14 protein-coding genes are annotated in these 17,176 nt (G+C 74.9%); 9 read left to right on the top strand and 5 right to left on the bottom strand.

The window, feature by feature from the left end:
* The first annotated feature begins 13 nt into the window (after positions 1 to 13).
* Together RM780_RS00830 and RM780_RS00825 are read left to right on the top strand one after the other, a co-directional pair.
* Entirely contained in the window at positions 14 to 2,236 is a 2,223-nt protein-coding gene (locus RM780_RS00830) for an RNA degradosome polyphosphate kinase (RefSeq protein WP_311628417.1), read from the top strand.
* Positions 2,237 to 2,828: 592 nt separating this feature from the next.
* Positions 2,829 to 3,299, top strand: coding sequence for an NUDIX hydrolase (locus RM780_RS00825; protein ID WP_311628416.1), 471 nt, complete (start codon positions 2,829 to 2,831; stop codon positions 3,297 to 3,299).
* Between the two features lie 62 nt (positions 3,300 to 3,361).
* Here the strand turns inward: RM780_RS00825 and RM780_RS00820 are convergent, their stop codons facing one another.
* Positions 3,362 to 4,093, bottom strand: coding sequence for a class I SAM-dependent methyltransferase (locus RM780_RS00820; protein ID WP_311628502.1), 732 nt, complete (start codon positions 4,091 to 4,093; stop codon positions 3,362 to 3,364).
* 311 nt (positions 4,094 to 4,404) lie between these two features.
* Here RM780_RS00820 and mshA point away from each other — a divergent pair, with 311 nt between their 5' ends.
* Complete coding sequence (gene mshA, locus RM780_RS00815) at positions 4,405 to 5,664, top strand: D-inositol-3-phosphate glycosyltransferase (RefSeq protein WP_394812854.1); 1,260 nt, start codon at positions 4,405 to 4,407, stop codon at positions 5,662 to 5,664.
* The gene (locus RM780_RS00810; RefSeq protein ID WP_311628414.1) at positions 5,657 to 6,181 is read left to right on the top strand and encodes a type III secretion system chaperone family protein; all 525 of its coding nucleotides are present in this window, start codon (positions 5,657 to 5,659) and stop codon (positions 6,179 to 6,181) included. Before mshA ends, RM780_RS00810 begins: the two co-directional genes overlap by 8 nt.
* 453 nt (positions 6,182 to 6,634) lie before the next feature.
* Here RM780_RS00810 and RM780_RS00805 read toward each other — a convergent pair whose 3' ends face one another.
* A complete protein-coding gene (locus tag RM780_RS00805) occupies positions 6,635 to 9,331 on the bottom strand; it encodes a SpoIIE family protein phosphatase (protein WP_311628413.1) in 2,697 nt (898 codons plus the stop codon).
* A gap of 74 nt (positions 9,332 to 9,405) precedes the next feature.
* On the opposite strand from RM780_RS00805, the gene RM780_RS00800 reads away from it, so the two are divergent.
* Positions 9,406 to 10,164, top strand: coding sequence for a phosphoglyceromutase (locus RM780_RS00800; protein ID WP_311628412.1), 759 nt, complete (start codon positions 9,406 to 9,408; stop codon positions 10,162 to 10,164).
* Positions 10,165 to 10,225: 61 nt separating this feature from the next.
* Positions 10,226 to 11,512 carry a sensor histidine kinase gene (locus RM780_RS00795; RefSeq protein ID WP_311628411.1) on the top strand — a complete coding sequence of 429 codons (1,287 nt, stop codon included), beginning with the start codon at positions 10,226 to 10,228 and terminating at the stop codon, positions 11,510 to 11,512.
* 79 nt (positions 11,513 to 11,591) lie between these two features.
* Here the strand turns inward: RM780_RS00795 and RM780_RS00790 are convergent, their stop codons facing one another.
* Entirely contained in the window at positions 11,592 to 11,747 is a 156-nt protein-coding gene (locus RM780_RS00790; RefSeq protein WP_311628410.1) for a hypothetical protein, read from the bottom strand.
* Positions 11,748 to 11,883: 136 nt separating this feature from the next.
* On the bottom strand, positions 11,884 to 12,558 hold the full coding sequence (gene phoU / locus RM780_RS00785) for a phosphate signaling complex protein PhoU (protein WP_311628409.1): 675 nt from the start codon (positions 12,556 to 12,558) through the stop codon (positions 11,884 to 11,886).
* A 180-nt stretch (positions 12,559 to 12,738) separates the two neighbouring features.
* Here phoU and RM780_RS00780 point away from each other — a divergent pair, with 180 nt between their 5' ends.
* Positions 12,739 to 14,052: a sensor histidine kinase gene (locus RM780_RS00780; protein WP_311628408.1), complete on the top strand. Its 1,314-nt coding sequence runs from the start codon at positions 12,739 to 12,741 to the stop codon at positions 14,050 to 14,052.
* Positions 14,049 to 14,729: a response regulator transcription factor gene (locus RM780_RS00775; RefSeq protein ID WP_311628407.1), complete on the top strand. Its 681-nt coding sequence runs from the start codon at positions 14,049 to 14,051 to the stop codon at positions 14,727 to 14,729. Before RM780_RS00780 ends, RM780_RS00775 begins: the two co-directional genes overlap by 4 nt.
* Positions 14,730 to 15,345: 616 nt before the next feature.
* Here the strand turns inward: RM780_RS00775 and RM780_RS00770 are convergent.
* Positions 15,346 to 16,146 (bottom strand): DUF461 domain-containing protein, encoded by an 801-nt coding sequence (locus RM780_RS00770; RefSeq protein WP_311628406.1) that lies wholly within the window; start codon positions 16,144 to 16,146, stop codon positions 15,346 to 15,348.
* Between the two features lie 406 nt (positions 16,147 to 16,552).
* Between RM780_RS00770 and RM780_RS00765 the strand changes: the two genes are divergently transcribed.
* Positions 16,553 to 17,035 carry a CarD family transcriptional regulator gene (locus tag RM780_RS00765; protein WP_049563928.1) on the top strand — a complete coding sequence of 161 codons (483 nt, stop codon included), beginning with the start codon at positions 16,553 to 16,555 and terminating at the stop codon, positions 17,033 to 17,035.
* The last annotated feature ends 141 nt before the right edge of the window (positions 17,036 to 17,176 follow it).

Here is a 17,176-nt window from a genome sequence, read left to right as displayed (position 1 = left end):
TGAGAATGGAGGCATGAGTCAGGAGACGCGCACCAGGGCCGCCGTGCCCCAGCCCGCCGAGCCCAGCGAGGCCGGGGAGCCCGAGTCGGCGCCCATGGCGGGCCTGGAGGCCGAGGAGCTGGACGAGCAGGGCCCGCCCCCCGGCGACGGGCTGCCCGCGGACCGGTTCCTGGACCGCGAACGCTCGTGGCTGGCGTTCAACGAGCGCGTGCTGGAGCTGGCCGAGGACCCCGAGACGCCGCTGCTGGAGCGGGCGAACTTCCTGGCGATCTTCGCGAGCAACCTCGACGAGTTCTTCATGGTGCGCGTGGCCGGGCTCAAGCGGCGCATCGCCACCGGCGTGGCCACCCGCTCCGTCACCGGCGCCACCCCCAGCGAGGTGCTGGAGAACATCTGGGTGCGCGCCCGCGAGCAGATGACCCGGCACGCCGCCTGCTACCAGCGCGACGTCGCCCCGGCGCTGGCCGCCGAGGGCATCCACCTGCTGCGCTGGCCCGACCTGACGGAGTCCGAGCAGACCGAGATGCGGGCGTTCTTCCGCAAGCGGATCTTCCCCGTGCTCACCCCCCTGGCCGTCGACCCCGCCCACCCCTTCCCGTACATATCCGGCCTCTCGCTGAACCTCGCCGTCGTGGTGCGCAACCCCGCCAGCGGGCATAAGCACTTCGCCCGGGTGAAGGTCCCGCCGCTGCTGCCGCGCTTCCTGGTCGCCTCGCCGCAGCGGTACGTCCCGGTCGAGGACGTCATCGCCGCGCACCTGGAGGAGCTGTTCCGGGGCATGGAGGTGCTGACCACCCACGTCTTCCGGGTCACGCGCAACGAGGACCTGGAGGTGGAGGAGGACGACACCGAGAACCTCCTCCAGGCGCTGGAGAAGGAGCTGCTGCGCCGCCGTTTCGGGCCGCCCGTCCGCCTGGAGGTGGAACGTTCCATCGACCCGGAGGTGTTCGACCGGCTGGTGCGCGAGCTGAAGATCAGCCGCGAGGAGGTCTTCGCGCTGCCCGGGCCGCTGGACCTCGCCGGCCTGCGGTCGATCGCCGGCCTCGACCGGCCCGAGCTGAAGTACCCGAAGTTCGTCGGCGGCACCCACCACGACCTGGCCGAGGTCGAGTCCGCCTCCGCGCCGAACGTCTTCGCGGCGCTGCGCGAGCGGGACGTGCTGCTGCACCACCCGTACGACTCCTTCTCCACCTCCGTGCAGACCTTCCTGGAGCAGGCCGCCGCCGACCCCGACGTGCTGGCGATCAAGCAGACGCTGTACCGCACCTCGGGCGACTCCCCGATCGTGGAGGCGCTGATCGACGCGGCCGAGTCGGGCAAGCAGGTGCTGGTCCTGGTCGAGCTGAAGGCCCGCTTCGACGAGCACGCGAACATCAAGTGGGCCAGGAAGCTGGAGGAGGCCGGCTGCCACGTGGTCTACGGCCTGGTCGGCCTGAAGACGCACTGCAAGCTGTCCCTGGTCGTCCGTCAGGAGGGAGAGGAGCTGCGTCGCTACGCCCACATCGGCACCGGCAACTACCACCCGCGCACCGCCCGCGTCTACGAGGACCTGGGCCTGCTGACGGCGCACCCGGACGTGGGCGCGGACCTCTCCGACCTGTTCAACAGCCTCTCCGGGTACTCCCGCCGGGACAACTACCGCCGCATCCTCGTCGCGCCCCGCTCCCTGCGGGACGGGCTGATCAGCCGCATCCGCCGCGAGGTCGACCACCACAAGGCCGGGCGCCCGGCGCGGGTGCGCATCAAGGTCAACTCGCTGGTGGACGAGGCCGTCATCGACGCGCTGTACCGGGCCTCGCGGGCGGGCGTTCCCGTGGACGTCTGGGTGCGCGGCATCTGCACCCTGCGGCCGGGCGTGCCGGGGCTCTCGGAGAACATCCGGGTGCGCAGCGTGCTGGGCCGCTTCCTGGAGCACTCCCGCCTGTACGCCTTCGGGGGCGGCGGCGACGCGGGCGAGAACGAGGTCTGGCTGGGCAGCGCGGACCTGATGCACCGCAATCTCGACCGGCGCATCGAGGTCCTGGTCCGGGTCGCGGACCCGGCGCACCGCTCGGCGCTCACCCGCCTGCTCGCCACGGGAACGTCCGACGCGACGGCCTCCTGGCACCTGGACGGCGACGGCCGCTGGACCCGCCACGCGAAGGACGCGGAGGGCCGCCCGCTGCGCAACATCCAGGAGTCCCTGATCGAATCCCGCCGCAACCGCCGCAAGCGCCGGGACCCCTCCGATGCGTGACCGCTGCGCTCGGCTCCGGCCACCCACCGGCCTGCCGCCCGCCGGCCTGCCGCCCGGGCCCGGCGCTGCGCGTGGCCTTCGGTCTGACGCCCCTTCCGGCGGGACGCCCGGGGCTGGGCCCGGCGGCGCCCGACCGCCCGGGCCCGGCGCTGCGCGCGGCCTCTGGTCTGACGCCCCTTCCGGCGGGACGCCCGGGGCTGGGCCCGGCGGCGCCCGACCGCCCGGGCCCGGCGCTGCGCGCGGCCTCTGGTCTGACGCCCCTTCCGGCGGGACGCCCGGCCCTGCCCCCGGCGGCGCCCGACCGCCCGGGCCCGGTGGGGGCCTGGCGGACGGCCTCCGCGCCGTGCGCGGCTCGGGATCGGCCGGCGGGAGGCGAGTCCTCGCGCCCGGGCCGGACGCGGAGCTCGGCGGCCGTTCGGGCGGAACGCCCGGCGGTGGGCCGGTGGGCGGCCCTCCGGCTGGGCCTGACGCTGCGCGCGGTCCCAGCTCCGGCGCAGACCCCGGCGCTGGGGGCCGCAGGGCTCCCGACAGCTTCACCAGCGCAGCCTCCGGCCCCTCGGCCGGCTCCGGCGCTGCGCCCGGTGGCGGGGCGGTGGGGGAGGCGGGGCCGGCGCCGGACCCGAGCCACGTCGCCGGTGGGGACGAAGTGCGGGCCGCAGGCTGTGTGTTGTGGCGGCGAGGGGGTGGGGGGCGGGTGGAGATCGCTCTCGTGCATCGGCCGAAGTACGACGACTGGTCGCATCCGAAGGGGAAGCTGGACCCGGGGGAGAGCTGGGCCGAGGCCGCGCGGCGGGAGGTGCGGGAGGAGACGGGGATGGAGTGCGTGCTGGGGGAGGCCCTGCCGGAGGCCCGATACCTGGCGCGGGGGCACCGGAAGGTGGTGCAGTACTGGGTCGCCGAGGCCGTGGCCGGCCGTTTCACGCGGAACAACGAGGTGGACGAGGTCCGCTGGCTGCCCCCCGACCGCGCCAGGGCGACCCTCACCCACCCGGGCAACCGGGACCTCCTCGACCGGGCCCTGGCCGCCCTCGACGGAACGCCCGCCGGCGAGGACCGCGCGTAGCCCCGGGTCCGAGCCGGGTGCCCCGGCGGGAAGGCCCGGGCCGGAAGACGGCGGGAAGCCGCTCAGCGCGGCGCCAGTGCCCCCCAGGGCAGCGTGACCTCGCCCTGGCGCCACCGGCGCGGGCCGTCCGCCAGGGGCCAGGACGTGGCCAGGGCGGCCACGGCGCGGAGCCAGCGCTGGCGGGCGCCGAGGGGCGCGTAGGGCGCGGCCGAGGCCCAGGCGCGGTCGAAGTCGCGGAGGAAGGCGTGGACCGCCTCGCCGGGGACGTTGCGGTGGATCAGCGCCTTGGGCAGCCGTTCGGCCAGGTCGGAGGGGGCGGACAGGGTCGCCAGCCGCGCGGCGAAGGTCACCGTCCGGGGCCCCTCGGGGCCCAGCGCCACCCACACGTGGCGGCGGCCGATCTCGTCGCACGTGCCCTCCACCAGCAGCCCGCCCTCCGGGTCCAGCCGGGCGCACAGCCGCTCCCACGCGCCGGGCACGGCCTCCTCGGGGTACTGGCGCAGCACGTTCGCGGCCCGGATCAGCAGCGGGCGTTCCCCCGTCAGCTCCGCGCCCAGGCCGAAGCCGCCGCGCACGAAGCGCAGCCCCGGCTCCTCGCGCGGCAGCGCCGCCGCGACCCGCGCCGGGTCGATCTCGACGCCCGCCACCCGCACGTCCGCCCGCGCCCCGCGCAGCCGGCGCGCCAGCTCCACGGTGGTCCAGGGCGCGGCGCCGAAGCCCAGGTCCACGGCCAGCGGCGGCGCAGGCGCCCGGCGCAGAGGAACGGCCAGCGCGTGGGCGATCCAGCGGTCCATCCGGCGCAGCCGGTTCGGGGCGGTCGTCCCCCGCGTCACCCGCCCCTCGGCGCCCTCAGCCACCACCGGGGGAGCGTACCCCCGCGGAGAAAACGGCCGAGCCCAGGCCGAAAGAGGATGTGCAGATCGGGAACAAGCGCGCCGGGAGCAGGGTTGCCCACGGAGGACCCGGGGAACGCGGGGAAGGGCCGTCCCCGTACAGGAGCCGCAGAGGAGCCGTACAGGGCCCCGGGCCGTTCCGAGTCCGTTGCTCGTCCGCTCGTCGTCGGGAGGCGTGGGTGCGCTACAGCCGCCGGGTCCGCCGGGTCGCCATGCTCAGCGTGCACACCTCGCCGCTCGACCAGCCGGGCACCGGCGACGCCGGCGGCATGAACGTCTACATCGTGGAGCTGTCCCGGCAGCTCGCCGCGCTGGGCATCGAGGTGGAGATCTTCACCCGCGCCACGTCCGGCGCCCTGGCCCCCGAGGTCGGGCTGGCCCCGGGCGTTCTCGTGCGGCACGTGGACGCGGGGCCGTACGAGGGGCTGAGCAAGGAGGAGCTGCCGGCGCAGTTGTGCCCCTTCACGCACGGCGTGATGCAGGCGTGGGCGGGCGCGGGGCCCGGCCACTACGACGTGGTGCACACCCACTACTGGCTCTCCGGGCACGTGGGCTGGCTGGTCGCGGAGCGCTGGGGCGTTCCCCTGGTGCACGCGATGCACACCATGGCCCGGGTGAAGAACGCCTCGCTGGCCGCCGGGGACACCCCCGAGCCCGCCGCGCGCGAGATCGGCGAGGAGCAGATCGTTCGCGCCGCCGACCGGCTGATCGCGAACACCGCCGAGGAGGCCGCCGACCTCGCCCGCCACTACGAGGCCGACCCGCTGCGCACGGCCGTGGTGCACCCGGGCGTGAACCTCGGGACGTTCCGGCCGGGGGACGGCCGGGCCGCGGCGCGCGAACGCCTGGGGCTGCCGCCGGATGCCTTCGTGCCGTTGTTCGCGGGGCGCATCCAGCCGTTGAAGGGCCCCGACATCCTGCTGCACGCGGTGCGGGAGCTGCTGGACGCGGACCCGGCGCTGCGCGGGCGGCTGATCGTGCCGGTGGTCGGCGGGCCCAGCGGCACCGGGCTGGCCCGGCCCGAGCGGCTCCAGAAGCTCGCGGCGCGCCTGGGCATCGCGGACGTGGTGCGCTTCCGCCCGCCCGTGGCCCAGCACGGGCTGGCCGACTGGTACCGGGCGGCCAGCGTGCTGGTGATGCCCTCCTACAGCGAGTCCTTCGGCCTGGTCGCGGCCGAGGCGCAGGCGTGCGGAACGCCCGTGGTGGCCGCCGCGGTCGGCGGCCTGCCGGTGGTGGTGCGGGACGGGGAGACCGGGTTCCTGATCCACGGCCACGACCCGGCCGACTACGCGCGGGCGCTGGCGCGGCTGGCCGCGCGGCCGGAGCTGGCGGCCGGGCTGGGGGAGGCCGCGGCGCGGCACGCGAGGGGCTTCGGCTGGGAGGCGACGGCCGCGCGCACGCTGGCGGTCTACGAAGAGGCCATCCAGGCGCACCGGTTCGTGACCCGGGGCCTACGATCGAACTATGGCTGATCCGCGGCAGGGCATCGAGCAGGTCATCGAGGAGGCGCTCGACACGCTCGGCGCCGAGTGGGAGTCCCCGGACCCGGGCCACTACGTGGTGAAGCTGCCGGGGACGCGGAAGCTGTCCACCACCTGCTCGCTGGTGGTCGGCCGGCACGCGCTGTCGGTCAACGCCTTCGTCGTCCGCCGCCCGGACGAGAACCACGAGGCGGTCATGCGCTGGCTGCTGGAGCGGAACACGCGGCTGTACGGGGTCGCGTACGCCATGGACCGGCTCGGCGACATCTACCTGGCCGGGCGCCTGCCGCTGGCCTCGGTGACCGCGGAGGAGATCGACCGGCTGCTGGGCACGGTGCTGGAGAACGCCGACGGCCCCTTCAACACGTTGCTGGAGCTGGGCTTCGCCACGGCCATCCGCCGCGAGTACGCCTGGCGCACCTCCCGCGGCGAATCCACCCGCAACCTCGACGCCTTCGCCCACCTCACGGGCGCGGACCGCGCCGGCACGGGCCCGCGCCAAGCCTGAACCCCGCAGCGGGCGGTGGCGGTGTGCACCGCTCTGGCGCCGAGCGCGCCTGCGGTGTGGCCCTGGAGCACGGCTGCCTCGGTGGCGCGGGGGCGGTGGTGTGCACCCGCTCTCGCGCGGACCGCGTCAACTGCTGAGCGCCGCTGTGGTGAGCGCACGGCTGGGGGCCTCCCGGGTCCTCGGAGCCGGGGGCCGGGTCCGAGCCCGGGCCGGCAGCCAGGCCGGCACCGGCCGCAGCACCCGGCGTTCTCCGGAAAGCCGCCGCCGAGCGGCGCGCCGGGCCCGCGCCACGGCTCGGCGGCGGCGCCGGCCACGGGCGTTGGCCCGCACGCGCGGGCCCGTGGCAAGGCCGAGGGCAGCGGCGGCGCCGTCCACGGGCCGCGCCCACCCGGCCCGCGCGGAGCGCGCCCGCCCCGCCGCCCCCGCGCGAGCGCCCGCGCGCCGTCGTCGGCCTCAGCCGTGCCGGCGAGGCAGCCGCTGTTCCGCCCAGATGATCTTGCCGGTCGCCGTGTAGCGCGTGCCCCAGCGGTCGGCGTACTTCGCCACCAGGAAGAGGCCGCGGCCCCCCTCGTCCGTCTCCGAGGCGTAACGCAGGTGCGGGGAGGTGCTGCTGGAGTCGGCGACCTCGCAGATCAGGGTCCGGTCCCGCAGCAGCCGGACCCGCGCGGGGCCCTCGGCGTGGCGGACGGCGTTGGTGATCAGCTCGGTCAGGATCAGCTCGGTGACGAACGAGGCGTCCTCCATGCCCCACTCGGCCAGCCGGCGGGCGGCCTCGCGGCGGACCCGGGTGACCGAGGCCGGCGTGGCCGGGACCTCCCAGCTCGCCACCTGCCAGGGCGCCATCACGCGGGTGCGGGCCACCAGCAGCGCGACGTCGTCGTTGGGCCGTTCGGGCAGCAGCCGCTCCAGCACGGTGTCGCAGGTGGCCTCGGGGTCGCCGCCGGGGGAGTCGGCAAGGGCGGCGTGCAGCAGGTCGAACCCGACGTCGATGTCGCGGTTCCTGGCCTCGACCAGCCCGTCGGTGTAGAGCACCAGACGGGTGCCCTCGGGCAGGTTCAGCTCCCCGGTCTGGAACGGCATCCCGCCCACGCCCAGCGGCGGCTGCCCGGGCAGCTCGGGGAATTCCACCCGCCCGTCGGGGAAGACCAGCGCGGGCGGCAGGTGCCCGGCCCGTGCCACGGTGCAGCGGCCCTCGACGGGGTCGTAGACGGCGTACAGGCAGGTGGCGCCGGTGAACGACCCCAGCGCGCCCATCCCGGACCACTCCCCGACGTGCTGGTCGGCGCTCTCCCGGTCGATGCGGTCGGCCAGCTCGTCCAGGCGGCCCAGCAGCTCGTCGGGCGGCAGGTCGAGGGCGGCGAAGTTGTGCACGGCCGTGCGCAGCCGGCCCATGGTGACGGCGGCGTGCAGCCCGTGCCCGACCACGTCGCCCACGACGAGGGCCACCCGGGCGCCGGAGAGCGGGATGATGTCGAAGAAGTCGCCGCCCACCGCGGCGGCCGGCCGGTAGCGGTAGGCGGCGTGGACGGCGCTCTGCTCGGGCAGCGCGCTGGGCAGCAGGCTGCGCTGGAGGGTGGCGGCCATCTCGTGCTCGCGGGAGAAGCGGCGGGCGTTGTCGATGTTGACGGCGGTGCGGCTGGCCAGCTCGGCGGCCAGCGACAGGTCGTCGGAGTCGAACTGCTCGGCCCGCTGCCTGCGCCAGAGGTTCACCACGCCCAGGACCACGCCGCGGGCGTGCAGGGGCGCGCTGATCAGGGAGTGGTAGCCGCCGTCCACCAGGCGCTGGGCGTGCTCCTCGCTCTGGACCCGCCACCAGGTGGTGCCGGCCAGGTCCGTCTCCAGCATCGGCTGCCCCCCGCGCAGCTCCCGCACCCGGGGCTGGGCGGGGTCGATGTGCAGCAGGGTGCCCAGGGGGTGCAGCAGCGTGTCGCCGCCCACGCTCTCCAGCGCGATGCGGCGCAGCCGGATCACGCCGCCGGGCATCTCGGCCCCGCGCAGCACCTCCTCGGAGAGGTCCACGGTCACCGCGTCGGCGAGGTCGGGCACGGCCACCGCGGCCAGCTCCTCGGCGGTGCGCCGCACGTCCAGCGTGGTGCCGATCCGGACGCTGGCGCGGTAGAGCATCTGGAGGCGCCGCTGGGCGGCCTCGGCGCGGTCGGAGAGGGCGTGCATCTCGGTGACGTCGCGGATGGTGGTGACGCTGGAGGGCGGGGCCGAGCCGTCCCGGCCGATCAGCCGGTGGTTGACGGTCAGCAGCCGCCCGCCGCACAGGTGGACCTCGTCGGTCATCTCCCGGTCGGAGGTGGCCAGCAGGCGGGTGGTGGCCGGGTCCAGGCCCAGGGCGCCGACGTGCCGTCGGGAGCCGTCCGGGGGCAGGTTCGGGACCAGGCGCCGGGCCTCCTCGTTGGCCATGATCATCCCGTTCCGTCCGTCGAGGATCACCACGCCTTCGCGCACCGCCCGCAGGACCGCGTCGCGGCGTTCGAACATCCGGGTGACCTCGGCGGGCCCGACGCCCCGGGTCTGCCGCAGCAGCCGCCGCCCCAGGAGGGCCGAGCAGCCCAGGGCCAGCAGCAGGGCGAGGGCGCCGGTGGCCAGCGGCAGCGGCATCTCCTCGGAGACGAGCAGGTCCACGCGCTCGGTGGCGACGGCCACCCCGACCAGGCCCACGACCGTCCCGTCCGGGTCGCGGACGGGCACCACCACCTGGTGGGCGCGCCCCATCGGGTCGTCCACCGACTCCCGCACGACCCCGCCGCGCTGGGCCTCCCGCAGCGAGCCGATCCACCGCTTCCCGATCCGCGCGGTCTCCGGGTGGGTGAAGCGGATGCCCTCGCGGTCCATGACGACGACCACGTCCACGCCGGTCTGCCGGCGCACGGCCTCGGCGCGGGGCTGGAGCTCGGCCGTGGGGTCGGGCTCTCGCAGGGCCTCGCGGAGACCGGGCGCCTCGGCGAAGGAGACGGCCACGGACAGGGCGCGGCCGAACGCTGCCTCCGTCTCGTCCTTGCGGGTGTGAAGCGCGAGCGCGAGGACGGCGGCGGCCACCAGCAGCGTGATCAGGGCGGCCTGGAGGAGGAACATCTGGCCGACCACGCTGCGGGCGAGCCGCCGCAGCCGCTTCCCGTCGAAGAGGCGAAATGCCCGCATTACTCCACTCTGCACCACGAGGGAAGGCGGGGGCGCATCGGCCGGGGCCGCTTGGCTCCTCTAATCTCGGGCACATGGCCGACGCACCGAACAAGCTGATCCTGCTCCGCCACGGCGAGAGCGAGTGGAACGCGAAGAACCTCTTCACCGGCTGGGTGGACGTCAACCTGACCGACAAGGGCGAGCGGGAGGCGGTCCGCGGCGGCGAGCTGCTCAAGGACGCCGGGCTGCTGCCGGACGTTCTCCACACCTCCACCCTCAGGCGCGCCATCCGCACCGCCAACATCGCCCTGGACGCCGCCGACCGCGCCTGGATCCCGGTCCACCGTAGCTGGCGGCTGAACGAGCGCCACTACGGCGCGCTCCAGGGCAAGGACAAGGCGGCCACGCTGGCGGAGTTCGGCGAGGAGCAGTTCACCCAGTGGCGCCGCTCCTACGACGTGCCGCCGCCGGAGCTGGCCGACGGCGCCGAGTGGTCCCAGAGCGGCGACCCGCGCTATGCGCTCATCCCCAGCGAGCTGCTGCCGCGCACCGAGTGCCTCAAGGACGTGGTGCTCCGGATGCTGCCGTACTGGTACGACAGCATCGTCCCCGACCTGACCGCCGGCCGGACCGTCCTGGTCGCCGCGCACGGCAACAGCCTGCGCGCCCTGGTCAAGCACCTGGACGGCGTCTCCGACGCCGACATCGTCGGCCTCAACATCCCCACCGGCATCCCCCTGCTCTACGAGCTGGACGCCGACTACCGGCCCCTGACCCCCGGTGGCCGCTACCTCGACCCCGAGGCCGCCCGCGCCGCGATCCAGGCGGTCGCCAACCAGGGCAAGAAGTAGCGCGCCCGCCCCCCCACGGCCCCTCTTCTCCCACCCACCCAGCCCCGTACTCTTGGCGTTCATGACCGACACGGGGGCCGGGGCGGGGCACGCGCGCGAATCCTGGGAGCACCGCTGGCTGCTCCCGGGCGACCTGCTGGACGGCGGCGGCGGGCGCTCCCGCCGCCGCACCGGCCGCGACTGGCTGGTCGACGTCCTCCTCTTCCTGGCCGCCCTGGGCGTGTGGGCCCTGCTGGCGGCCTGGGTCGGCCAGGCCGACTACCTCCCGCGCTGGATGGTCGCCCTCGACCCCTGGCTCGGCCTGCTCGCCTGCCTGGCCCTGTGGTGGCGCCGCCGCTTCCCCCTGCTGCTGGCCGTCGCGCTCATCCCCGCGGGCGCCTGCACCTCCAGCGTCTTCGGCGCGCTGACGGTGGCCATCCTCAACCTCGGCCTGCGCCTGCCCTGGCGCACCGCGGCGCTGGTGACGGCCGGGCACCTGGCGGCGATCGTTCCCTACACGCTGCTCTACACCGTCCCGCACGAGGGCGGCTGGGTGGCCGCGGGCTTCGTCCTCGCGTACTACCTCTTCTTCCTGGCCTGCGGCGCGGGCATGCGGGTGCGGCGCCAGCTCGTCGTCCGGCTGCGGGAGGACGCCCGCCGTGAGCGCGCCGACCACGCCCGCAGGCTGGCCGACGCCCGGCGCGCCGAGCGGGAGGCCATCGCCCGCGAGATGCACGACGTGCTGGCCCACCGGATCTCGCTCCTGTCCGTCCACGCCGGGGCCCTTGCCTACCGCACCACCTCGGCCACCGCCGCCGCGGCTCCCCTGACCCCGGCCGAGATCGGGGAGACCGCGCAGACCATCCGGGACACCGCGCACCAGGCACTGGAGGAGCTGCGCGAGGTCCTCACCGTGCTGCGCGGCTCCCCGGACGCGGGCGAGGGCCGGGGCGCGGGGATCGAGGACATCGGGCGCCTGATCGCCGACGCCGAACGCGCGGGGCAGCGCGTCACCCTCACCCGCGCCTACGACGCCGCCGCGGCCTCGGCCCTGCGCGGGCCCGTGCAGCGCACCGCGTACCGCGTGGTCCAGGAGGGCCTGACCAACGCCCGCAAGCACGCCCCCGGCGCGCCCGTCACCGTCTCCCTGGCCGGCGCCCCCGGCGACGGCCTGACCGTCTCGGTCCGCAACCCCCTCCCCACCGGCGCCACCCCCGCCGGCATCCCCGGCGCCGGCGCGGGCCTGGCCGGCCTGGAGGAACGCACGGCCCTGGACGGCGGCACACTCCGCCACGGCCCCGCGGACGCCGCGTTCGAACTGGTCGCCCACCTGCCGTGGGCCCCGCCGCCCCCGGCCCTGGCGGGCTAGCGCTGGGCTGACGTCCGGCAACGCCCGTGGCCCGGGAGCGTCCACAGGCGGACGCTCCCGGGCCACGAGGAGAACGGCCTCAGCAGGCGCCGCCGCACTGGCAGGCGCCGCCGGACTGGCAGCCGCAGGAGCAGCCGGAGCCGCAGCCGCAGGCGCCGAGCAGCGGCAGCGGCCGGCGCACCGGCGCGGGAGCGGACGAGGCGGGCTGGGGCGTCGGGGAGGGTGAGGCGGTCATGAGGAATCCCTTCTCCGGCAACGGGAATCTGTCCCCGCCATTGCGCCCGCGCGGCCCGTGCCCGTCAACGGGCGCGTGACCGGCGCGCGGGCGCAAGCGCGGGAACGCCCGCCCCGCCCACGCCGGCCGACGAGCCTCAGACCGTCGCCTCCGGCTCCGGCGAGAACTCGTCGGCGTGCTCGCCCGTCACCAGGAAGACCACCCGGCGGGCGATCGACACCGCGTGGTCGGCGAACCGCTCGTAGTAGCGCCCCAGCAGCGTCACGTCCACGGCCGTCTCGATGCCGTGCCGCCACCGGTCGTCCAGCAGGTGACCGAACAGCGTCCGGTGCAGCGAGTCCATCTCGTCGTCGTCCTGCTCAAGCTGCATCGCCAGGTCCACGTCCTTGGTGATCAGCACCTCGGTGGCCTTGGCCATCAGCCGCTGCGCGAGCTGCCCCATCTCCAGGATCGTCGCGGACAGGTCCCGCGGCACCGCCGAGTCCGGGAACCGCAGCCGCGCCACCTTGGCCACGTGCTGCGCCAGGTCCCCGCAGCGCTCCAGGTCCGCGCTCATCCGCAGCGAGGTCACGACGATCCGCAGATCCGTGGCCACCGGCTGCTGCCGGGCCAGCAGCGCAATTGCGCTGTTCTCCAGGTCGCGCTGCATCTCGTCGACCTTGTCGTCGGCGGCGATCACGCTCTCCGCCAGCTTCAGGTCGGCGTCCAGCATCGCCGTCGTCGCCCGGCCTATCGCCGAGCCCACGAACCGGGCCATCTCCACCAGGCTGTCGCTGATGGCGTCCAGCTCTTCGTGATACGCGTCACGCATTGACCGTTCCTCTTCCCTTCGCCGCCGTCGTGCGTCGTCCCAAGCATCGTCCACAAAGCGGCCGGTTCCGCCCGGTCAAGTGAAGCGTCGCTGTCGTCAAGGTGAACAATCTCGGGCGGCCGGACGAGCATCTTCAGTCACACCTGTGGCCTGCGGGCAAGCCCCGCATAACCTGAGGATATGGACGTGAACGCGGCAGTCGCCGCAGTGGCAGCGATAGCCGGGGTGTGCACCGGCGTCGTTGCCATGCTGGCATTCCGCCTCAGCGAACGCGAGCGTACGCGTCCCCTCCGCCCGGGGCCGCAGAGCCCCTCGGACCCGGCCCTGCCGCCTGGCGTGGACACCGTCCTGTCGGTGCTGCGCTCCTCCGCGGTCGTCCTCGACGAGGGCGACGGCGTGGTCAAGGCCAGCTCCGCCGCCTACGCCCTCGGACTGGTGCGCGGCGGCCGGCTGGCCGTCGAGCCGATGCTGAGCATGGCCCGCGACACCCGCAAGGACGGCGAGATCCGCGAGGTCGAGCTGGACCTGCCCCGCCGCGGGCGCGGCCTGGGCCGCGCCGACGTGCTGGCGGTCTCCGCCCGCTCCGCGCCCCTGGGCTCCCGCCTGGTGCTGCTGCTGGTCGAGGACCTGACCGAGGCCCGCCGCATCGAGGCCGTCCGCCGCGACTTCGTCGCCAACGTCAGCCACGAGCTGAAGACCCCGGCCGGCGCCCTGTCCCTGCTCTCCGAGGCGGTGCTCGACGCCGCCGAGGACCCCGAGGCCGTGACCCGCTTCGCCGGCCGGATGCAGAACGAGGCCACCCGCCTGACCAACCTCATCCAGGAGCTGATCGACCTCTCCCGGGTCCAGGACAACGACATGCTTGCCGGCGCCGAGATGGTGCCGGTGGAGGACCTGGTCGTCGAGGCGATGGACCGCTGCCGCCAGCAGGCCGCGTTCAAGCACATCACCATCGCCTCCGGCGGCACCGACGACCTCTCGGTGTGGGGAAACCGCGCGCAGCTCGCCGCCGCGCTCGGCAACCTGGTGGAGAACGCCGTCAACTACAGCCCCCCGCACACCCGGGTGGCCATCTCCGGCTCCCGCGTCCCCGTCCAGGGCGGCGACATCGTCGAGATCGCCGTCACCGACCAGGGCATCGGCATCCCCGAGATGGACCGCGAGCGCGTCTTCGAGCGCTTCTACCGCGTGGACCCCGCCCGGTCCCGCGCCACCGGGGGCACCGGCCTGGGCCTGGCCATCGTCAAGCACGTGGCCGCCTCGCACGGCGGGGAGGTCCAGGTCTGGAGCGCCGAGGGACAGGGCTCCACCTTCACCCTGCGCCTGCCGGAACCCGGCAGCGCCCGGGAACGCCACCTCGCGGCGCGCAGCAAGCGCGAGCGCCTGGGGGGCACCCTCCATGAACCGGCCGAGTTCGCCGATGCCGTCGGCGAGCCCGAGCCGCAGCACCACCCCACCCGCACCAACGATCCTGCCCGGGAGGTCCTCCCGTGACCCGAGTGCTCGTCGTCGAGGACGAGGAGTCGTTCAGCGACGCCCTGTCGTACATGCTCCGCAAGGAGGGCTTCGAGGTCGCCATCGCGGCCACCGGCCCCGAAGGGCTGGACGAGTTCGAGCGCAATGGCGCCGACCTCGTCCTGCTCGACCTCATGCTGCCGGGGCTGCCCGGCACGGAGGTCTGCCGCCAGCTCCGCGGCCGTTCCAACGTCCCGGTCATCATGGTGACCGCCAAGGACAGCGAGATCGACAAGGTCGTCGGCCTGGAGATAGGGGCCGACGACTACGTGACCAAGCCGTTCTCCTCGCGGGAGCTGGTCGCCCGCATCCGCGCGGTGCTGCGGCGCCGCGGGGAGTCCGAGGAGGAGAGCCCGGCCGCGCTGGAGGCCGGGCCGGTGCGGATGGACGTGGACCGCCACGTCGTCACCGTCGCCGGGCGCAAGGTCGACCTCCCGCTGAAGGAGTTCGACCTGCTCGCCATGCTGCTGCGCAACGCCGGGCGCGTCCTGACCCGGATGCAGCTCATCGACCGGGTCTGGGGCGCGGACTACGTCGGCGACACCAAGACGCTGGACGTCCACGTCAAGCGCCTGCGCGCCAAGATCGAGCCGGACCCGGGCGCCCCCCGCTACCTGGTCACGGTCCGCGGCCTCGGCTACAAGTTCGAGCCCTGACCGGTACGCCCCCGCGGACCGCCGGGACCCCCCTCCCGGCCGCCCGCAGGCGTGTACCACGGGCCGACCCCCTGCCGGGGGTCGGCCCTTCGTCCTCTGCCCCCGGGCTCCGCCCGCCCCGGGGGACGGGCCCGCCGTCATCCGGGCTGCGCCCGGCATGGGCCTCCGGCCCGGGGCACGGGCTGGCCGTCACCTGGGCTGCGTCCGGTATCGGCTTTCGGCCCGGGGCACGGGCTGGCCGTCACCTGGGCTGCGTCCGGTATCGGCCTCCGGCCCGGGGCACGGGCTGGCCGTCACCTGGGCTGCGTCCGGTATCGGCCTCCGGCCCGGGGCACGGGCTGGCCGTCATCCGGGCTGCGCCCGGCATGGGCCTCCGGTCCCGGCTATGTGCCAGGCACGAGGCGGGGCGGCCTCCGCCGTGGGCCGGGGCTTCGGCCCGGGCGTGTCCCCGTGCCCTGGGCGGCGCGTCGGCCACGGCTCCGTGCCGGAGGCACGAGCACCCAGGCGTTGTAGGGCCCGGGGCCTCTTCGCGCTCCCGGCGCGGATTCCGCGCCGGGATGCGGACGGCCCGGCCCCCACTGGGGGCCGGGCCGTCTCCTCAGAGGTCTGGGTCCTGCTAGTCCTCGGTGCCGAGGCCCTCGGTCGTGGCCGTGCCCTCGGCTTCCGCGGTGCCGCCCGGGCCCTGGGTCTCGCCGCCCGTGCCGGTGTCGCCGGTGGTGGCGCCCTCGCCGGCCGCGGCCTCGTCGTCCCCGGTCCCGGACGTGTCCCCGGCGGTTCCGCCGGTCTCACCCGCGCCGCCGGTCTCGCCCGGCTCCCCGGCCTCGCCCGGCTCCCCGGCCTCGCCCGGCTCCCCGGTCTCCTCGGAGCCCGGTTCGGCGGGCTCCGCCGGCTCCTCGGCCCGCGGCGGGGCCCAGTCCGCGTAGTACTCGAAGGCGCCCGTGGCCTCGACCACGCGGGCGAAGAGCTCGATCTGGCCCGTGTCGCTGAGGGTGAAGACGAGCTGCTGCGCGTTGCCGAGGGCCACCTCGGCCGCGGCCGGGTCCTCCAGGAGCGCCGTGGCGTTGCCCTCGCCGCCCAGGGCCAGCTCCCCGCCGGCCGGGACGACGACCTCGGTCTCGCCCTCCGCGGGAGTCAGCTCCAGCCGGGCCCCCGAGCCGGGCAGCGTGACCGACTCCAGCGTCTGGTCCTCGCGGCCGTTGTTGAACAGCCGGGCGCTGACCGCGCCCGGACCCTCGGTGCCGTCCGTCAGGATGACGTTGACGTTCTGCACCCGGATGTCGTCGACCTGGGCGTTGGCGTTGTCCGGCCGGATCTGGCCGGTCTCGGCATCCTGACCGGCGCCGCACGCTGCGGTCGCCGCGCCGAGGGAGAGCGCGAAGATGGCGGCGGCCCCGCCGCGTCGAAGGCTGCTGATCACGAGGCTCAGGGTACCGAGGCCCCCCGCGGGCCCCCGCACCGGGCCCCACCGGCGGCTCGAAACGACCTGGAACGACACTGGAACGACACCGGGCCGACTACGAATTCAAATGATCAATTCTTTCGAGCCTGAAACAGGCACCCGAACCCTTTCTGTCAACCATGACAAATCGGACGCCTTTCCCTGATCGACCGAACTTTCTTCTGCTCCGCCGCGCCCCGGTCGGCGAACTTCCCGGCCCCGCCAACCCCGCTCCCACCTGCGGATACCCGCCCCCCGCGGGGGGCCGAAGCATGCCGCGCCCGCCCTTGTCAACCCCCGAGATGTGGTCTGACCTGCGAAAACGTCATTCAAAGGGCTGTCTTCCCGTGTTAGCATGGAGAGCCACGGAAGGGGTACCTGTCACATGACGTTCAAGGTTGGCGACACCGTGGTCTATCCCCATCACGGGGCCGCGCTGATCGAGGCTATCGAAACGCGCCAGATCAAGGGCGTGGACAAGACGTACTTGGTGCTGAAGGTCGCCCAGGGTGACCTGGAAGTGCGCGTCCCGGCGGAGAACGCCGAGCTGGTGGGCGTGCGCGACGTGGTCGGGCAGGACGGTCTGGACCGGGTCTTCGAGGTCCTGCGCGCACCGTACGCCGAGGAGCCGACGAACTGGTCCCGGCGCTACAAGGCAAATCTGGAGAAGCTGGCGTCCGGCGACGTCATCAAGGTCGCCGAGGTCGTGCGCGACCTGTGGCGCCGCGAGCGCGAGCGCGGCCTGTCCGCCGGCGAGAAGCGCATGCTCGCCAAGGCGCGGCAGATCCTCGTCAGCGAGCTGGCCCTCGCTGAGGCCACCAACGAGGACAAGGCGGAGTCGCTCCTCGACGAGGTCCTCGCCTCCTGACCGGCGCACTTCACGGCCCCGCGTCATCGCGGGCACACCGGACACCACACCGCTGGACGAGCGGCCGGGCTCACCCGGCCGGACATCACGCGGACCTCACACTGAACGCCAGCGACATTGCCAGCGACTGACGTGCCGCAG

This window comes from Streptomyces boetiae (assembly GCF_031845405.1).
Classification (GTDB): domain Bacteria; phylum Actinomycetota; class Actinomycetes; order Streptomycetales; family Streptomycetaceae; genus Streptomyces; species Streptomyces boetiae.
This window is presented reverse-complemented; position numbering and strand designations above follow the sequence as displayed.

Excerpts from the sequence above, each read along its gene's own strand:
- RM780_RS00830 (WP_311628417.1), top strand. The coding sequence starts at position 14 with ATGAGTCAGGAGACGCGCACCAGGGCCGCCGTGCCCCAGCCCGCCGAG.
- RM780_RS00820 (WP_311628502.1), bottom strand. The coding sequence starts at position 4,093 with ATGGACCGCTGGATCGCCCACGCGCTGGCCGTTCCTCTGCGCCGGGCG.
- mshA (WP_394812854.1), top strand. The coding sequence starts at position 4,405 with ATGCTCAGCGTGCACACCTCGCCGCTCGACCAGCCGGGCACCGGCGAC.
- RM780_RS00810 (WP_311628414.1), top strand. The coding sequence starts at position 5,657 with ATGGCTGATCCGCGGCAGGGCATCGAGCAGGTCATCGAGGAGGCGCTC.
- RM780_RS00805 (WP_311628413.1), bottom strand. The coding sequence starts at position 9,331 with ATGCGGGCATTTCGCCTCTTCGACGGGAAGCGGCTGCGGCGGCTCGCC.
- RM780_RS00800 (WP_311628412.1), top strand. The coding sequence starts at position 9,406 with ATGGCCGACGCACCGAACAAGCTGATCCTGCTCCGCCACGGCGAGAGC.
- RM780_RS00795 (WP_311628411.1), top strand. The coding sequence starts at position 10,226 with ATGACCGACACGGGGGCCGGGGCGGGGCACGCGCGCGAATCCTGGGAG.
- RM780_RS00790 (WP_311628410.1), bottom strand. The coding sequence starts at position 11,747 with ATGACCGCCTCACCCTCCCCGACGCCCCAGCCCGCCTCGTCCGCTCCC.
- phoU (WP_311628409.1), bottom strand. The coding sequence starts at position 12,558 with ATGCGTGACGCGTATCACGAAGAGCTGGACGCCATCAGCGACAGCCTG.
- RM780_RS00780 (WP_311628408.1), top strand. The coding sequence starts at position 12,739 with ATGGACGTGAACGCGGCAGTCGCCGCAGTGGCAGCGATAGCCGGGGTG.
- RM780_RS00765 (WP_049563928.1), top strand. The coding sequence starts at position 16,553 with ATGACGTTCAAGGTTGGCGACACCGTGGTCTATCCCCATCACGGGGCC.